This window comes from Cobetia sp. PS-4MA (assembly GCF_057670765.1).
This window is the reverse complement of the sequence record NZ_CM173107.1, coordinates 1,812,526-1,829,695: the sequence shown is the minus strand read 5'-3', so window position 1 is coordinate 1,829,695 and position 17,170 is coordinate 1,812,526. Positions and strand designations below refer to the sequence as shown.

Genomic DNA, 17,170 nt, shown 5'->3' with positions numbered 1-17,170 from the left:
GATCCGATATTGACCAAGGGGTCAATCCGCCCGGTAGCGAATCGTCACGATGAACGCTGCCGGGCATGGCGCCATTGACCTCCCCGCAAGATACCCTGGTGTGACACGTCCGCAGAGATGTGCGCCCGACCTCCTGACATGGCCTGTCGACAGGCTGACGAGGCACACCGAATCCATGGAAATACGCTGGCTCGAAGACTTCATCGTTCTGGCTCAGACCCGTCACTTTTCACGGGCAGCCGATGCACAGAATGTCTCTCAGCCCACCTTTTCTCGCCGTATCAAACTGCTGGAAGAGGAGATGGGCACCACATTGATCAATCGTCAGACCTTGCCACTGTCACTCACCCCTGCCGGGGATGAGTTTCTCCAGCTGTGCGAGCAGATTACCGAGCGGGTACGCATCACGCGTGAACGTCTGCAGGACATGGCCCAGCAGCAGGCCAGCAAGATCTCGCTCGGTGCGCCGCAATCGCTGGTATCACATTTCCTGCCCGAATGGCTGGATCAGCACCAGCTGCGGGAGCAGGTGTTTCCCTATCTGCGTGCGACGGGCTGGCTGGCGGCGGATTACTTTCATGGTCTGGATCGCGGCGAGTGTGATCTGGCCATGTGTTACTGGCCTCAGGCACGTGTGGATCTCGGCTTTGAACTGGACAGCTACCAATACCTGGTGGTCGGTGAGGAGTGCTTCATCCCGCTATGTGCGCCCCAGGCGGATGGCAGCCCGCTTCACCCCCTGCCGGGCACGCGTCGCAATCCCTTGCCGTTCATCAGTCCTCACCCCCGCGCCGTCATCGCGACCTCGTTGACGGCTCACCTGGCTCAGGTGCCCGTCCAGGCACACCTGGTGACCATGAACGAGAACATCCAGGCAGCCAACATCAAGGCACTGGTGCTGCAGGGCTACGGCATCGGCTGGTTGCCACAGCGTCTGGCGGCCGCGGAGATGGCCAGCGGGCAGCTGGTGCGCGCCGGAGATGAACGCTGGGATCTGCCACTGCATATTCGACTCTATCGCCCGCGAGAGCCACGTCACGCCAGCGTCAGTGAGCTATGGTCGCGGCTTGGCAAGCCACCGGAGTCCGGCGGACTGACCTGAAGGACTCGCCGGCGACAGCGCAGCTCTGAACCACATTGACATAAGGAAGACAGATGTTCGAACCTCGCCTGAATGACCCCGCACTGACCCATGCCGAGGCACATCGCGCGCATCTGGCGGCGCTGCAGGCGCGCTATGAGCTTGCCATGCAACAGCATGATCTGGACGCCATCGTGCTGCATAGCGGCAAGCCGAAACGGCATTTCGCCGATGACCAGGATGCCAGCTTCAAGTCCCATGCTCACTTCCTTCACTGGGTGCCGATGGCAGGCCTGAGCGATAGCTGGCTGCTGGTTCGACCGGGTGAGCGTCCGACGCTCTATCTGTATGCCCCCGATGATTTCTGGCACCTGTCGCCCACGTTGCCGACGCCTGACATCGCCCCCTGGGCTGCGTGCTTCGAGATCGTGCATCTACGCAAGCCGACACTGCCGAAGCGTCCCGAGGGCCGCGTGGCGCTGGTGGGTGAGATCGCCGAGCTTAAGCCGGAGGTGGTCAGCGAGCTTGGGGCGCTGCCCAATCCGCTCGGGCTTGTCCGTCAGCTGGACGAGGGGCGCGTCTGCAAGAGCGAATTCGAGATCGCCTGTCTGAGAGAGGCCAGCCTGCGCGCTGCCCGTGGCCACCTGGCTGCCCGGCGGACCTTCATGGAAGGCGGTGCGGAACTCGATATCCAGCTGGCATATCTCGGCGCGTCCCGCCAACGCGAATCCGATGTGCCCTACGGCAATATCGTCGGCCTCAACGAACATGCCGCGGTACTGCATTACCAGCACTATGGCCTGCAGACGCCTGATTCCCGCCGCAGCCTGCTGGTGGATGCCGGTGCCAGCGTGCACGGCTATGCCTCCGATATCACCCGCAGCTGGGCGGGTGATGACGCGCTGCCCCTTTACCGCTCACTGATAGTGGGCGTGGAAGCGCTCCAGAAGCGCCTGATCGCCAGACTGGCGCCCGGGGTCGATTACGTCGAGCTTCACCTGGAAATGCATCGTGAGCTGGGGGAGCTGCTGCGTGAACTGGGCGTGGTTTCCCTGCCTGCCGAGGAGCAGGTCGCACAAGGCATCACCGCCGCCTTCTGTCCGCATGGTCTCGGGCACCTGCTGGGACTTCAGGTGCATGATGTCGCGGGTCGAATTCCGGATCACACCAGCGGTGAGGTGCGTCACCCTCCGGAAGGTCACCCGATGCTGCGCCTGACCCGCGTACTCGAGACCGGCATGGCCATCACCATCGAGCCGGGGTGCTACATCATTCCCATGCTTCTCGAGCCACTGCGCAGCGATGCACGGGGCAAGGCGATCAACTGGTCACTGGTAGACGCCCTGGCGCCCCATGGCGGTGTCAGAATCGAGGACAATCTGGTCATCACCGCCGATGGCGCCGAGAACCTGACGCGCAGCCCCGACACCGGATTGTGAGCAGCGCAGTGACCTGACCGACGACGGCGCATCATGCTGCAGTGCAACTAGCAGTGACCGATGGATAATGAAATGATGCAGCCAGTCCTGGTATCAGACGTAAAGAATCACTGAATGGAAGTCAGGAAATCCTGGCATGTGGCGCGCGATGCCCCTGCTCGGGATTTCCTGTCTCTGGAGTCAGCGTCATGCCTCATTCGATCTTCACCTCCGAGTTCCGGCCCGCTCTGGGGTTGCGAAATCGCCATGTCCAGACCTTGCTGCCCCGCCTGCTGCCTCGCGCCCCGCTGTCTCGCCGCACCGAGATACTCAACCTGCCGGACGGTGATTTCGTCGAACTCTCCTGGGTGACCAGTGATGGCAACAGCCGTCGCGAACGGGAAGTTGAACTGTCCGATGACGCCCCGCTGTTCGTGCTGTTCCATGGCCTGGAAGGCAATCTGGAGTCGCCCTACGCTCGGGATCTGCTCAATGCGGCAGCGCGTCTGGGGTGGCGGCCCGTGCTGATGCATTTCCGGGGGTGCGGGCAATCGCCCAACCGACTGCCGCGGGCCTACCACAGTGGTGACACGGCGGATGCCTACTGGGTTCTGGGGGAGATGGGCAGGCGTTACCCTCATGCCCTCAAGGTGGCCTGTGGCGTATCTCTCGGAGCCAACATGCTGCTCAAGCTGGTGGCGGAACAAGGCGGAGATGGGCTGGACCTCGCCGGGGCGATCGCGATCAGCGCACCACTGGATCTCGCGGCAAGCTCCGACGTGCTGAATCAGGGCAGCTCGCGACTCTATCAGCGACATCTGCTCAAGAGCATGAAAGCCAAGGTGGCCGCCAAGCTGGCCAACGGGCCGCTGCCCATTTCCATCGGTGCACACCAGCTGACGCAGTTGAACAGCTTCTGGGCCTATGACAACGAAGTCACGGCACCCTTGCATGGGTTTTCCTCGGCCAGTGACTACTACTCCCGTGCCTCGGCCGGCCGGCTGTTGCGAGACATCGAGCTACCGACCCTGATATTGCAGTCGCTGGACGATCCCTTTATGCCTCGCGATCTGTTCTCGCGGTTTCCGCAGCCCTCTGAAGCGGTGCGGATCGAGTTGAGCGAACGCGGCGGGCATGTGGGCTTCATTGAGTGGCGGCGCGGTCGCCTGTCGTCCTGGCTGGCACGCAGAATCACGCGCCAGCTCACGGATTGGTCAGCATTGTCACACTCCCGTCAGCGTCACAGTGTTCAGCAGGAAACGCTGTAACTGACGTTGCCTGCCGCCTCGTTCGAGCACCTGCCGCGTGACTGCTGCCCTGTATCGTGGGGCGAGCACGCGGAGACCTTCGCAGGTCAGATTCACAGACGTCTTCCGGCCCGAAGACGCCGTCATTTCTGTAAAAGGAAACACAGACAAGATAACGGTATATGGAGAGAAGAAGGATTGCACTGTCGCGATGCCATGAGGATGGTAGACTGCGCGCCTGATACCTAGGCTATTGGTCTGATAATGAACCTCATTTTTCGTCTGGTACTCGGCATCGTCGCCGGTGTACTGCTGGGTCAATGGGCCCCGGACATCCTCGTGCGCAGCCTGCTCACCTTCAAGGTGCTGTTCGGCGAGCTGCTGGAGTATGCCATCCCGTTGATCATCCTGTTCTTCATCATGAGCGGCATCGCACGTCTCGAGCGCTCCTCCGGACGGCTGCTGGCACTGACCATGGTGCTGGCATATGCCTCTACCACGCTGGCCGGATTGATGTCGGCGGTGGTGGGTCTCGAACTGGTGCCACATATCGTGAGCCACACCCAGATGCCCGCCAGTCACCCGATGGTGCTCCAACCTTATTTCGCGCTGGACATCCCCCCCTTGACCGATATCAGCACCGCACTGGTCACGGCTTTCCTGTTCGGGATCGGTATCTCCGCCACCGGCCATGATGGCCTGCGCAATCTTGCCGACGGGGGTCGTGACATCGTCGAGCGCTTCATCGCCAAGGCACTGATACCGGCACTGCCCTTCTATATCGCCGGCCTGTTCTGCGAGATGACCATCGCCGGCACGGTGGCCAACACGCTGAAAAGCTTCGGCATGATCCTGATTCTCGCGCTGACCCTGCACTGGCTGTGGCTGAGTCTTCTCTACCTTGCCAGTGGCATGAGTACCGGCCGTGCACCGCTGGTGGCGCTACGCAACATGTTGCCGGCCTACTTCACTGCCGCCGGCACCATGTCATCCGCCGCGACGATCCCCGTGACCGTGCGCCAGACGCGCCTGAATCATATCTCGCCCTCGGTCTCGAGCTTTGCCATTCCGCTGCTTGCCACGATCCACATGTGTGGCAGCGCCATCACGCTGACCATCTGCGCCATCGGTGTCATCCTGGTGACGCCGGCATTGCCGCAGCCCGACCTGATGTCGTTGTTGCCGTTCATTGCCGCACTCGGGGTTACCATCATCGCCGCGCCGGGCTCGCCTGGCGGCGCCGCGATGACATCGGTCGGTGTGCTCCAGAGTCTGCTGGGGTTCGATGCTGCCGCCGTCGGCCTGATGATGGCGCTCTATCTGGCGCAGGACAGCTTTGGCACGGCCTGCAATGTGGCAGGTGACGGTGCGCTGGTACAGTGGATCGACCGCTTCGCCGAAGCCGAACAGGATCGCCAGCGGTATCGCTGAAGCCGAGACGACAGGCGGCATCGCCTCAAGCAGAAGGTCAGGCAGCCTGCTCGGTGACATCGGTGCTGGCTGACGCCATGACCGACTGGAATCCAGAGTTGCGCCATCCAGCCCTTATGGTCGCGTCCCCTTGACCGCATGTCAGAGCTGTTCTTTGACGCGGCCATGGGGATTCACCTTCCCCGTGACGATGATGGATTTCATTCATGACACGGGGCAATCACGCATGACTCCCTCCGACACCTCCTCCTCGACCCCCAGCGACGGCATCAGCAGCGCCCTGGTGATGCTGTTTGCCCTCTGCTGCGGCGCGATCGTCGCCAATGTCTATTACTCGCAGCCGATCATCAACATGATCGCGGGCGACATCGGACTGTCAGAAAGCAGCGCCAGTCTCATCGTGGCGCTGACCCAGGGAGGATATGCGCTTGGCCTGCTGTTTCTGGTACCGCTGGGCGATCTGCTGGAAAACCGCCGGCTGTTGATCACCACGATCCTGATCTCGGCGGCGAGTCTGGTAGTGGCGGGGCTGGCGGATGCTCCCTCCTCGTTTCTGCTCTGGTCATTGCTGATCGGTGTCAGCTCGGTCTCGGTGCAGATCCTGATCCCGCTGGCGGCTCACCTGTCTGCCGAACACAGCCGTGGCCGCGTGGTCGGCAACATCATGAGCGGATTGCTGCTGGGCATCCTGCTGGCACGGCCCGCCTCCAGCCTGCTGGCGGATCACTTCGGCTGGCGCTGCATCTTCTTCGTCGGTGCCGCCTTGATGCTGCTGGTCGGGGGCGTGGTATGGCGGGTGGTCCCCAGCCGCCAGCCACGCCATACCTCAAGCTATCCCGCGCTGCTCAAGACCCTCGGCAAGTTGCTGCGTGATGAACCGGTACTGCGTCGTCGCTCCCTCTACCAGGGGCTGATGTTCGCGGCATTCAGTCTCTACTGGAGTGCCGTACCGCTCGAGCTGGTCAACGAACACGGCTTTTCGCAGACGCAGGTCGCGCTGTTCGCCCTGGTGGGGGTGTTGGGAGCTGTCGCCGCCCCGATCAGCGGACGCCTGGCAGATGCAGGCCACACCTCGATTGCCACCGTAGGCGCCCTGGTACTCGCCAGTGCCAGCTTCGCGACGGGGCTGATGCCGATGACTCTACAGGTCGTTGCACTGGCCGTGACGGGATTGCTGCTCGATTTCGCGGTACAGACCAACATGGTCCTCGGCCAGCGCGCCATCTATTCCCTCGACCCCGAGAGCCGTGGCCGCCTGAATGCCATCTACATGACCAGCATCTTCGTCGGCGGTGCGATCGGCTCGGCGCTGACCAGTCTGATCTACGCCCATCTCGGCTGGAATGGCATCATGGCGATCGGTGGCGCCTTGCCGCTCGTGGCACTGGTATGGCTGCTGGTGAGTCGCTCACGCAGCCAGGATGAGGCCTCCCCCACGACGGACTGAGACGCGCAATCGGCCATCAACCAGCAGGCGGACCCAGCAACCAGAAAGCCTCATGGCTGGCGTCGTGCTGACGGTCACCATGAGGCTTTCGCGTTTCTTCAGGGCAGCGCAATCAGGGCAGACCGTTCATGCGCTCGCAGCCCGCCAGCTAGCCGATCGGGCAGCTGATCCCCGTGCCCTTCAGGCCACAATAGCCGCCCGGATTCTTGGCAAGATACTGCTGATGGAAATCTTCCGCGTAATAGAATGTCTCGAGCGGAGCGATCTCGGTGGTAATCCGTCCCAGACCGGACTGATTGAGCGCCTGTTGATAATCCGCCAGGCTCTTCTCGACGATCTCACGCTGCGCGTCATCGACGTAGTAGATCGCACTGCGATACTGGCTGCCGATGTCATTGCCCTGACGCATGCCTTGCGTCGGATCGTGCGCTTCGAAGCTGGCACGCAGGATCTCCGGCAGACCGATGACCGTCGGATCGAACACCACACGTACCACTTCGGTGTGTCCGGTCTTGCCGGTACAGGTCTCCTCGTAGGTCGGGTTCGGCGTATGGCCGCCAGCATACCCGACGGCCGTCACCACGACGCCCGGCAGCTGCCAGAACAGACGCTCCGCGCCCCAGAAACATCCCAGTCCCAGCACGATCTCCTCACATCCCTGGGGATAGGGAGGTACAATCGAGCGCCCATTGACGTGATGGGTACCCATTATCTGCAGCGGCTGTTCGCGCCCCGGCAAGGCATCTTCTGCCGAGGGAATGGCCTGCTTGTCTTGCGTCTTCCACATGGCGGACTCTCTCCTGTGTCGCGTCGTGCAATCGTGTATAGGTTCAATGATGTCATCTCTGCCCCCCAAGATCTGCCCCTGCCAGCCCAACACCGCTGAGGCACGACGCTACGTCGATTGCTGTCAGCCGATTCATGCGGACATCACCCGCGCCGAACGCCCTGAGCAATTGATGCGCGCCCGCTACAGTGCCTTCTGCCTCTCGCTGAGCGACTTCCTCATCGACAGCTGGGACGCGGCACATTGCCCAGCACGCGCCGACCTGGAAGGTGCTGGCCCGCAATGGCTGGCGTTGGAGATTCTGGACAGCGGACAAGATGCCGATACCGGCATGGTACGCTTTCACGCCACCTTCTTCGAGCAGGGAAAGTTCCAACGATTGCAGGAACTTAGCCGATTTCATCATGATGGCCATCACTGGCGTTATGTCGACGGTGATGCCGAGTGGCAGACATTGACGCCAGGGCGCAACAGCCTGTGTCCCTGTGGCAGCGGCAAGAAGATCAAGCGTTGCTGCACGGCATGACGCTGACCATCAGCGCCTGGTGCTGACGCGCACGATCACGATCTCGGGCATAAGCCATGCAAGCCCTGCAAGACGCGCCCTGTGAAACTCGCCCTGCGAAACGCCCTGCAAAACGAAACAGCCCCCACCGACGCTATCGATGGGGGCTGAATCTGTGGCAATCAATTGGCCTGGCGTATCATCTGTCCTTGCCGACTCTGGGCGCCAGCTCACTGCGACCCAATGAGAAGCTGTAGAGCAGATCCACGGCCTGCGCCGTACCGGACACCGCTTCGGCATACAGATTGCGGAACAGCTTGTAGCGCAGCGTCAGCTCCGCGATCGGCGAGAACAGCCCGACGCCGTAACTGAGCTTCAGATCCGGGGCGATATAGCCGCTGACCACCACCTGGCTGTCATCCCCGCTACCGGAACTGTCCAGACTCAGATCCCTCACGCCAAAGGTTTCGCCGATCTGTCCGACCACCTGGCCACTTTGCGCCAGCGACATGCCGATCAAGGCGGACGTGACCGCACTGTCACTGCTGGTATCACTGTCCAGGCCTTCGCCGCGCAGCAGATAGCTCAGTGCCGACGACTCATCCATCGAGGGGTCCGAGAAGATCTCGATGCTGGGTGAGGAGGCAAGCCCCGTCACACGCACCCCTGCGGTCACGTCGTCCTCGGTGTTGTCAGGATCACGGATCGCCTCGATATTCAGACGCGGACTCGAGGGCGGACCGGCCAGCAATACCTGCCCCTTGCTGATCTGCAGGTCCTGCCCGAAGCTCTTGTAGGTCCCGTCGACGAGATTGACCTCACCGAAGACCTGCACACCGCCCTTGGACTGGCGCACATCGAGATCGCCTCTGAGCCTGGTCTTGAGCCCCATCGCCTCCAGGCGAGCATCTGGCCCGATATGGATGCCGATCCTCACATCCAGCGCCATGCCGGCCTCATTGAGCGCCTTGGCGGTATCGCTGCCATCCGCCAGCTCAGCCGGGTTGGAAGTGTCCTCATCACTGGGACGCTCGATGATGATGGTGTCACTGGAGGGTGACACGGCAGACGGCGGCACCTGGTCCACTTCGATGCGTGTCCACGGTACATTGACGTCACCTCGCAGTTTGAGCAGCGTAGGGCTGGCATCGATCTGCAGATCCGGTGCGACGCGCATGCGCCCGATCCCGGCGATATTAAGCTCGAGCGGATTCTTCGCACCGTCGAGATTCAATGCCGCCGTCCAGTCATCCAGGGTCGGCCAGGCCGCCTCGCCATCGATACCCCAGCGCGCATCATTGCCCACCAGATACCCATCGATATCGGCACTGTTGCCATCGAAGTCGACAGTGAACTGGGCATCCGAAAGCGACACCGGCAGCCCCTCACCCTGTACCTTGACGCCGGTCAGCGCGATCGGGCCGGTCAACGACGGCAGGCTCAGATTGCCGCCGACCTTAACGTCACCCGCCAGCTTGCCCTCCAGCTGAGTCATGCCCGCCACCAGCGGACGATACGGTGAGAGATCGATGTCGCGGATGGCCAGCGAGCCATCCAGCTGACCTGTACCCGCCGGGTCGAGGACCGACACGGTAAGCCCGATGCCGCCTGCACTGTCGAGGCGAATCTGGGTATCGAGATCAGTCTTCTCGGGCGTGGCCTCCAACGCCAGTTGCAAGGTGGTTTCCGGCAGCGACCAGGCATTGCCATCAGCGTCTTCCCCGGCCAGTGTCAACTTGCCTGCCAGCTCCGCGTCCGCATTCCAGCGTTGGCCACCCTGCTTCCAGCTTGCCGTGATCTTGCCACCCGTGGCACCGCCGATGGTCCAGCTCTCCGGCATGGCGCTCTGGGCCATGTCCAGAGGAATCCCCTCGAGCGTCACCACGGCCTGGCCGTCATTGCCCGCACTCAAGGGCTCGGCGACACAGATCTGCCCCCCCTGTTCCCGACTCAGACAGAATGGCTGCACCAGCACGCTGTCCTTGGCGAGATTGGCATCGAAGCGTGCCGGCGTGTCGAAGTTGAAGTCACCGAAGTCGGTATTCGCCGTCAGCGGAGACAGCGCCCCACGATAATGCTCACGCGCCTTGTCGAGCCCGCCCTTGAGGGTCAGTCCCAGACGTGACAATGGCATCTCGCCGGCCATCTCGGTATCGAACTGCAAGGTGTGATCGCTCAGGAAGCCCCCCAGCGTCAGCGCGACCGTCGCGATCTGCTGTCCGCCAGCCCGAACACCGTCGGCGTTGAGGGCGATATCCAGTGCCGGGTCATCCACACCACGCTTGCGGGCATCGACCCCGGCAGACAGCGCCATGTCAGAGATACGATTCTCCCCGATCTGCAGGCGTCGTCCCGTGAAGTTGCTCGCCAGTCGCGGCTTGTCGAGGGTGCCCGTGGCATCGATCTTGCCCTTGAGCTCACCCGCGACATCCGGCATCAGGGTCGAGAGCGCCGGGAAATCGATATTGGCGGCAAGCGTGATGGTCTTGGCAATCTTGCCGTTGGCGCTCAGGCGGTTCTGCCCCTGGCGCAGCTCCAGCGCGTCCACGTTCCACTGCATGTCGGCATTGCCTGAAAGCTTGCCGGTCAGCGTGAGCGGCCGCTCGAGCAAGGTGCCACGGATATCCAGCTTGCTGACATCGACGGCCCACGGGCCTTGCAGCGGCTGATGGAAGCTGGCCGCGAGATTGCCGCTCAGCTCACCGCGCACGGCTTTCTGCCCTCCACCGGTTGGGGCCGGCATCAGATCCTCGGGATGCAGCTTGTCGAGCGCCAGCTGGGCCACGACCCGGAGTCCTTCCTTCCACTGGATCTCACCGCGGGTCGTCGCGGAGCCACGCTTGAGCGCGATCTTGAGCGGCTGCCAACGGTAATGCTCGAGATCGCCGTCGCCTGCCAATGACACGGTGGCACGCGGAATGTCACGGCCCTCGATGATGGCATCCAGCGTGGTCGTATAGCCTGACAGTGAGCCCTTGGCGACCAGTGCCAGATTCTCGACGATATAGTCAGGCGTGAAGGAGGCAGACTGGCTCTTGGCGATGTGCTTGGCTGCGTTGTCCTGATCCGCAGTCTGGGCCTCTTTCTGAGGCGCAAGAGCAGCATCACCCGCTGCGTCACTGGCGGCGGCAAGGGGCCAGGTGATCCGCTCGGCGCTCAGGCGTGCCTCGAAGGGCAGATCACTGTCCAGCACATCCGCGCTAGCCACAAGCTCGGCGGCCAGTGGTCCGTCGGCCTTGAGAGAGGCCTCAAGATCCGCCAGCGAGCCCTCAAGCGACAGGCGCAGCCTTTCATGGCGCACGGGGTCGATCAGGGTCTCGGCATTGAGCGTGGCGCTCAGGGGATACTCGTCCTTGAGCGTGACCTGCGCCACGAGATCGGCATTCACGTCACGCGAGTCGACCTCGAGACGCGAGAGCGTGATGTCATGCCCTTCCGCCTTGAGCGCCAGCGACAGACGGCTGACCTCATACGGGCTCGGCCCTTTGAGCGCAAAGTCTTCAATGGCCAGATCAGGGACCTCGATGGTCAGCGGAATATAGACCTCCGGCAAGGCGATGCGCCCGGCCTGCGCTGTCTCATCTGAGGTCTTGTCTGCAGTCTTGCCAGCCGGCTCTGCGGCATCATCCGTGATGGCCTTGTTCGAGATGGCCCTGGCGGCGGTCTCGGCTTGAGGCGCCACCCTCTGAGCGTTGACCACTGCGCTCGCCGCTTGCTGCGCCTCAGGCGTGAGGCTCACCCCCTCGAGACTCACAGTGTCAGACGTCGCTGACGTCGCTTGAGCCGCGACGGCATCAGCCGGAATGAAACGACTGGTGATCAGGCGTGTCTCGCCCAGCGTCAGCGTACTCACCGACAGCGCGGCTGAGGTATGAAAGTGATCGAAGGTGACGCGACTGCCATCTGCCAGCGACAGGGCGAAGTCATCAATGGCGACCTTGCGCACCTCGATGGGAATCGGCACCACGATGGGCACGTTGAGACTCTCACCGCTCTCTGGCTCAGGCTCCTCGCTGGCACCGCTATCACTCAGGGTGATGGCGAGCCCGCTGGACTCAAGCGACTCGAGACACAGCTTGCCCTGGAGCAGACAGTCCTCGCCCCAGGCCAGCGAAAGGGAGTCGGCGTTGACGGCCAGTCCCGGCAGGTCCAGCGAGACGTCCTTGAGCGACAGCGCTTCCAAGGGTGAGCCTGAGGCCTGCGAATAATCGATGAAGCCACGTGAGCGTGCCTGATCGAGCACGAGCCCTGTGCCCCACGGGGACAACACGCCCCCGACCAGCAGCATCGTCAGCCCGATCAGGAACACGAGCAGCCATATCAGCAACCGGATGACCAGGCCGCCCCGACGTACATAGGGATTAGACAATTCCAACATCTCCATAGCTTTTTTATCAGCTCATCCGCTCAGCTGATGGTCCTTTGCTGGCGCTTGATCCGCACGACACTCGTTTTAGAGACACAGCTGATCAGAATTCCGGCCCGATCGAGAAGTGAATACGGTAATCGTTGTCTTCGTCATCGAAGGGATGGGCGATATCGAGACGAATCGGCCCCACCGGCGAGATCCAGCGAATCCCCATGCCGGCAGCCGTCTTGAGCTCGAGTGCGTCCCAGCCATTGAAGGCGTTGCCGGCGTCGTAGAAGGTCGCGCCCCACCAGTCGCCGGTCAGACGGTAATCGTATTCCAGGCTGCTGGTGAGCAATGAGCTACCACCTTCCAAATCGCCGTCGTCATCTTCCGGGGCGAGTGTCTCGTAGGAATAGCCACGCACACTGTTGTCGCCCCCGGTGAAGAAACGCATTGAGGGTGGCATGTCATCAAAGTTGTCGGTATCGACGTGGCCGACGCCCATGCGCGCCACGAAACGATGGTTGTCGCCGATGGAGCGTATCCAGTTGGTGTTGAACTGGGAGCGCAGGAAGGTCACGTCCGAGCCCCACATTTGATCGCCATATTCGAAGGTCAGCTGTTGGCGGTCGCCCCACATCGGGAAGGTCTTAGGGCGTGTTCGTGTGCGGTTCCAGCTCACACCGGGATACAGCAGCAGCACGGCTCCGGATTCATCCGCCTGGGTGTAGTCCTCATAGGTGGAACCGAAGAACACACGCTGAGTCCAGCCATTGTCGAACTTCCACTCGCGAGTGAAGCGCACGGTGGTCTCGAGACTCTCGGTATCTTCATCGTCGGTGTTCGACATCCCGTACTCGAGGACATAGCTATCCTTGAGCGGGTCTTCGAGCGGCATGCGGTATTCGCCCTCGAAGGTCTGTTCCGGCGAGGACAGGAACAGGCTGTTGGTCAGGCTATGGCCATAGCGATTGACCCACGGCATCTCCCAACTGAACTGCAGGCGTGGTCCGACATCCGTCGCGTAGCCGATACCGGTCTCGAACTTGTGACGGTCGGCGGGGATCAGGCTGATCTCGACGGGAATGATGGGACCGTTGACCGTCTTAACCGCAGCCTCCAGCGCATCGCCAGTCAGTACCGGCGTATCGCTACCGGCGTCCAGAGACGTTTGATCTTCTGTAGCCGCCCCCGCAGCCTGCGCGGCAGGCACCGTCGAGTCCGAGCGGTGACTCTCATCCCTCGTCTGCTCTACCTCAGCCCTCTCGACATCGGCAAGCCATGACCCCTCATACCCCTGTGCCTCGGCATAGGGTGTCTTGACGTTGCGCGTCTTGATCTTGCTGTCAGGGCTGGTGGTCTTGAGTTCGGCACCCGGATTGAGCTGTGGCTTGATGGCGGCCGAGCGAAACCAGCCTGCCTCACTCAGCCGCTGGTTGAACTGGGTCAACTTGCCGGCTTCGTAATAATCACCCGTCTGGAACGGCTGCATGGCCTTGACGCGATCCAGTTCTATCTGACTGTTGAGGTAGGTGATATCGCCGAAGCGGTAGCGCTGACCGCTCTGCATGACCAGATAGATGCGTGCCGAGTGCAGCCAGGGGCGTACCTCGATGCGTTGCTGGGAGAAGGAGGTGTCGAAATAGCCGCGCTCGAGACTGAGTGACGTCAGGGTCGACTTGAGGCTGTCATAGCGAGAGTGACGCAGCACATCCCCTTCCTCGAGGTCGGCGTCGGCCAGCACCTTCTTCATGACCTTGTCGCGTGCGGCGTCGCCCTCGAGTCGCAGCTCCAGCGTCTCGATGGTGACCGGCTCACCGGCATCCACCGTCACGACCACATCATCGCCGCCCAGCAACCCCTTCTCGGGATAGCGGAGCGTGATCTGAGCATCGTAGTAACCGAAGGCCTGCAGCGCTTCCTGGATGCGCCGGATGATCTCGTCCTCGTAGCGCTCGGCTGGGACATCCTCCTCCAACGTAAGCCCCGCCAGATAATTGACCACGTTGGTGGCAGCGGCACCTTTCAGCCCTTTCACCGCGGCATCCAGCGCCAATGCCTGTGGTGCCAGCAGCAGGCCGGTGCACAGGACCAGCGGCTTGCTCCAGCGCAGATAGCGGCGTGCAGCGTCGTTGCTCAACACCTTGCCTCGAGGCTCGAGCGAACCCGCTCTCCCATTCTTGTCGCCACTCATTGCACGTCCCTTGTTAGGTACTCATGCGAGTACTGTCCATCACTGTTACTGACCATATGTCATCTGCCGCAGGCCGGTTCGGGGAGGTTCGTATCCTTCACGGGTACGTGACCCTCCAGGATTCCATCACTGCTCAGCGCTCCAGGCGCGCGACTCGCTGCTCCAACCGGGACAGCTGACTCAACATGGACGCCACGCGGCCACTCAACTGCCGACGGCTGGCATCCAGGGAGCGCAGCTGCTCGTCCTGCGTGGACGCCTCACCCAGGGCTTCCAGCCCGGCGCTGAGCGCCGTCTGCTGGCGTCGCAGCTCCCCCAGCTGGGAAGACAGCGACGTCTGGGTCTTGCTCAACGGCGCGAGCCGGGCGTCCACCAGCCCCGTCAGGGACGCCTGCTGCTGCTCGAGCCTGCGACGCAACGCGTCCAACGCCTCCTGCTGGGACTGCTTGAAGGCCGTCAGCGCCTGCGAGCTTGTCTGGCGATCCTCTGACGTCGCCTCATCCTGCGCTTGCCTGAGGGCGTCCCGCTGCGAGGCGAGACGCTCAAGCTGCACGGCCTGCTGATCCAGGCGGCTGGACTGATCGCTCAGGCGTTGCTCGAGTCGGGGCAGCGACTGCTGCTGCGCTTGCTCGACTGCCTTAAACTCGGTCTCGAGATGGGCCAGGGTGTCAGCCTGTGCATCTAGGCGTGCCTTGAGCGTCGCACGCCCATCCCGGCTCAAGGACTCAAGGGCACTGACGGAGCCCTGCAAGGCACTCAGCAAGGTGGTGCGGTTGTCACCCGCCTGGCGTAGTCCCTCGAGCTGGGCCTCGGTGGACTCGGCAAGCGCTGCGAGACGACTCGCCTGCGCGTCCTGCGATGCCGTCAGCGTGTCCGAGAGCGCGGCAAGACGCTCCTGCCAGGCGGCCTGCTGTTCAGCGAGGCTGTCGGCAAGGGATTCATCGGTCTGCGTGAGGCCGTCGATGCGCGCACTCAGCGACTCGTCCACCCGCGTGGTGAGCTGGGCAAGACGCTCATCCACATCCCCCAGCAGCCGGGCGTCGTTCTCGACATCGCCCTTGAGTCCCGAGACCTGACGACTCAGCTGATCACTCTGCTGGCCTCGCATGTCCTGAAGCTGCTGCAATTGCCATTGCTGCCAGGCGACCACCCCTCCCAGTGCCAGCACGCACACCCACAGCGGCCAACGACGCGGGGGCGGGGCTGCATCAGGATGACGGGCCAGCGCTTCATCACGCCGTGCTATCAGTGATTCATCCCGGGAATTGTCCATCGAAGGTTCCGTAGTGTCCTGCCGCATACTGGCTCCATGACTGGCACATCGACTCAAGGTTCCAGCGACAGGCGTCGGCATCATCCGCGGCAAGGCCCGAGCCTCATGCGACACCTGGAGGGAAAACGCCCGTATCCCGCTGATTGACTGGCCGGTTTTCGGTTGCCGGCTCTGCCGAGTCTAACAGCAGACCCCGGCCATCTCATCAGGTTCCCCAGCAGCACGGCCCGCGGTCCCTCTCATGTAACCGCACTGTACCTTCCCGCCAGACGGCGACGTCGCCCGCGATACCTGACATCGCTCACCGACACCCTTCGGTGCTTTCCCGCCAGCAGGTCCCGGCGGCGTTGGCCTGCAGGAACACGAGTGCTATAGTGCAAAGCACTGCGACTCTCGCAGCCTCTGGCTTCGTAGCTATCTGGATTCACAAGGTTTTTCACGCTAATTGCACATTTTCCATCATGTGCTGGCTGAATGGATCCTTGGCGATTGTCTCCTCGTCGCCTGACGTCGAAGAGAACACTGAAGGAGGCTTGAAAGCCTTCATGCCTGCCCCAACGAAATCAGAGCAAGATTCTATTGGTGAGGAAAAGGAGCTTATCCCCCATGGCATTTGAACTCCCGGCACTGCCGTACGAAAAGAACGCACTCGAGCCGACCATCTCCGCCGAGACCCTTGAGTACCATTACGGCAAGCATCACCAGGCCTACGTCACCAAGCTCAACAGCATGGTCGAAGGCACTGCGGACGCAGAGAAGTCTCTGGAAGACATCATCCAGAGCGCTCAGGGCGGCCTGTTCAACCAGGCAGCTCAGGTGTGGAACCACACCTTCTACTGGCACTGCCTGTCTCCGAACGGTGGTGGCGAGCCGACAGGCCCGCTGGCAGATGCCATCGCGGCCAAGTGGGGCTCCGTCGCTGACTTCAAGGAAGCCTTCAACACTTCCGCTGCCGGCAACTTCGGTTCCGGTTGGACCTGGCTGGTCAAGAACGCTCAGGGCGAGCTGGAAATCGTCAACACTGACGACGCAGACACCCCGATCGCCAAGGCAGGCCAGACCCCGCTGCTGACCGTCGACGTCTGGGAACACGCCTACTACGTCGACTACCGCAACGCGCGTCCGAAGTATCTGGAAAGCATCTGGAACATCATCAACTGGGACTTCGCTGCACAGAACTTCGCAGCCTGAGACACCCGGCATGAGTGATGGCACCTTCACTTCACTCTCACATCAGACGTCATGGATGATATGACCTGACAGTGACGTTCGAGTGAGAGGATGGTGCAAGGAAAGACCCCGCCAATCGGCGGGGTCTTTTGGTTTCTGGCTCCCCTATCGCCTGATGATCCTTTACGAAGCGCGCTTGCAGATGACATGCCGCCTCGCCATTTGCTAGCCTGCAAGGTAGAACATTCACTCTACTCTTTCTTCAT

11 protein-coding genes are annotated in these 17,170 nt (G+C 62.1%); 7 read left to right on the top strand and 4 right to left on the bottom strand.

All coding sequences use genetic code 11. The features are described 5' to 3' along the window. Positions 1–175: 175 nt before the first annotated feature. From AC26AR_RS07815 to AC26AR_RS07795, 5 genes are all read left to right on the top strand, one after another. On the top strand, positions 176–1,102 hold the full coding sequence (locus AC26AR_RS07815) for a LysR family transcriptional regulator (protein WP_077376443.1): 927 nt from the start codon (positions 176–178) through the stop codon (positions 1,100–1,102). A 53-nt stretch (positions 1,103–1,155) separates the two neighbouring features. Further along, a complete protein-coding gene (pepQ, locus tag AC26AR_RS07810; protein ID WP_404625540.1) occupies positions 1,156–2,520 on the top strand; it encodes a Xaa-Pro dipeptidase in 1,365 nt (454 codons plus the stop codon). 188 nt (positions 2,521–2,708) lie between these two features. After that, positions 2,709–3,767 carry a hydrolase gene (locus tag AC26AR_RS07805; protein WP_077376448.1) on the top strand — a complete coding sequence of 353 codons (1,059 nt, stop codon included), beginning with the start codon at positions 2,709–2,711 and terminating at the stop codon, positions 3,765–3,767. Between the two features lie 243 nt (positions 3,768–4,010). Continuing rightward, positions 4,011–5,177 (top strand): dicarboxylate/amino acid:cation symporter, encoded by a 1,167-nt coding sequence (locus tag AC26AR_RS07800; RefSeq protein ID WP_084208688.1) that lies wholly within the window; start codon positions 4,011–4,013, stop codon positions 5,175–5,177. A gap of 226 nt (positions 5,178–5,403) precedes the next feature. After that, the gene (locus AC26AR_RS07795) at positions 5,404–6,624 is read left to right on the top strand and encodes an MFS transporter (protein WP_488107795.1); all 1,221 of its coding nucleotides are present in this window, start codon (positions 5,404–5,406) and stop codon (positions 6,622–6,624) included. A 148-nt stretch (positions 6,625–6,772) separates the two neighbouring features. Here the strand turns inward: AC26AR_RS07795 and msrA are convergent, their stop codons facing one another. Further along, positions 6,773–7,411, bottom strand: a complete 639-nt coding sequence (msrA, locus tag AC26AR_RS07790) for a peptide-methionine (S)-S-oxide reductase MsrA (RefSeq protein WP_084208689.1) — start codon at positions 7,409–7,411, stop codon at positions 6,773–6,775. A 49-nt stretch (positions 7,412–7,460) separates the two neighbouring features. Between msrA and AC26AR_RS07785 the strand changes: the two genes are divergently transcribed. Next, positions 7,461–7,937 carry a YchJ family protein gene (locus AC26AR_RS07785; RefSeq protein WP_404625535.1) on the top strand — a complete coding sequence of 159 codons (477 nt, stop codon included), beginning with the start codon at positions 7,461–7,463 and terminating at the stop codon, positions 7,935–7,937. Between the two features lie 178 nt (positions 7,938–8,115). Here AC26AR_RS07785 and tamB read toward each other — a convergent pair whose 3' ends face one another. The 3 genes from tamB to AC26AR_RS07770 all read right to left on the bottom strand — a co-directional run bounded on the left by tamB (position 8,116) and on the right by AC26AR_RS07770 (position 15,734). Beyond that, positions 8,116–12,294: an autotransporter assembly complex protein TamB gene (gene tamB, locus AC26AR_RS07780; RefSeq protein ID WP_488107794.1), complete on the bottom strand. Its 4,179-nt coding sequence runs from the start codon at positions 12,292–12,294 to the stop codon at positions 8,116–8,118. 91 nt (positions 12,295–12,385) lie between these two features. Next, a complete protein-coding gene (gene tamA, locus AC26AR_RS07775; protein ID WP_404625532.1) occupies positions 12,386–14,407 on the bottom strand; it encodes an autotransporter assembly complex protein TamA in 2,022 nt (673 codons plus the stop codon). A gap of 187 nt (positions 14,408–14,594) precedes the next feature. Next, the gene (locus AC26AR_RS07770) at positions 14,595–15,734 is read right to left on the bottom strand and encodes a coiled-coil domain-containing protein (RefSeq protein WP_404625530.1); all 1,140 of its coding nucleotides are present in this window, start codon (positions 15,732–15,734) and stop codon (positions 14,595–14,597) included. Positions 15,735–16,340: 606 nt separating this feature from the next. Between AC26AR_RS07770 and AC26AR_RS07765 the strand changes: the two genes are divergently transcribed. Further along, positions 16,341–16,925 carry a superoxide dismutase gene (locus tag AC26AR_RS07765; RefSeq protein ID WP_136937823.1) on the top strand — a complete coding sequence of 195 codons (585 nt, stop codon included), beginning with the start codon at positions 16,341–16,343 and terminating at the stop codon, positions 16,923–16,925. The last annotated feature ends 245 nt before the right edge of the window (positions 16,926–17,170 follow it).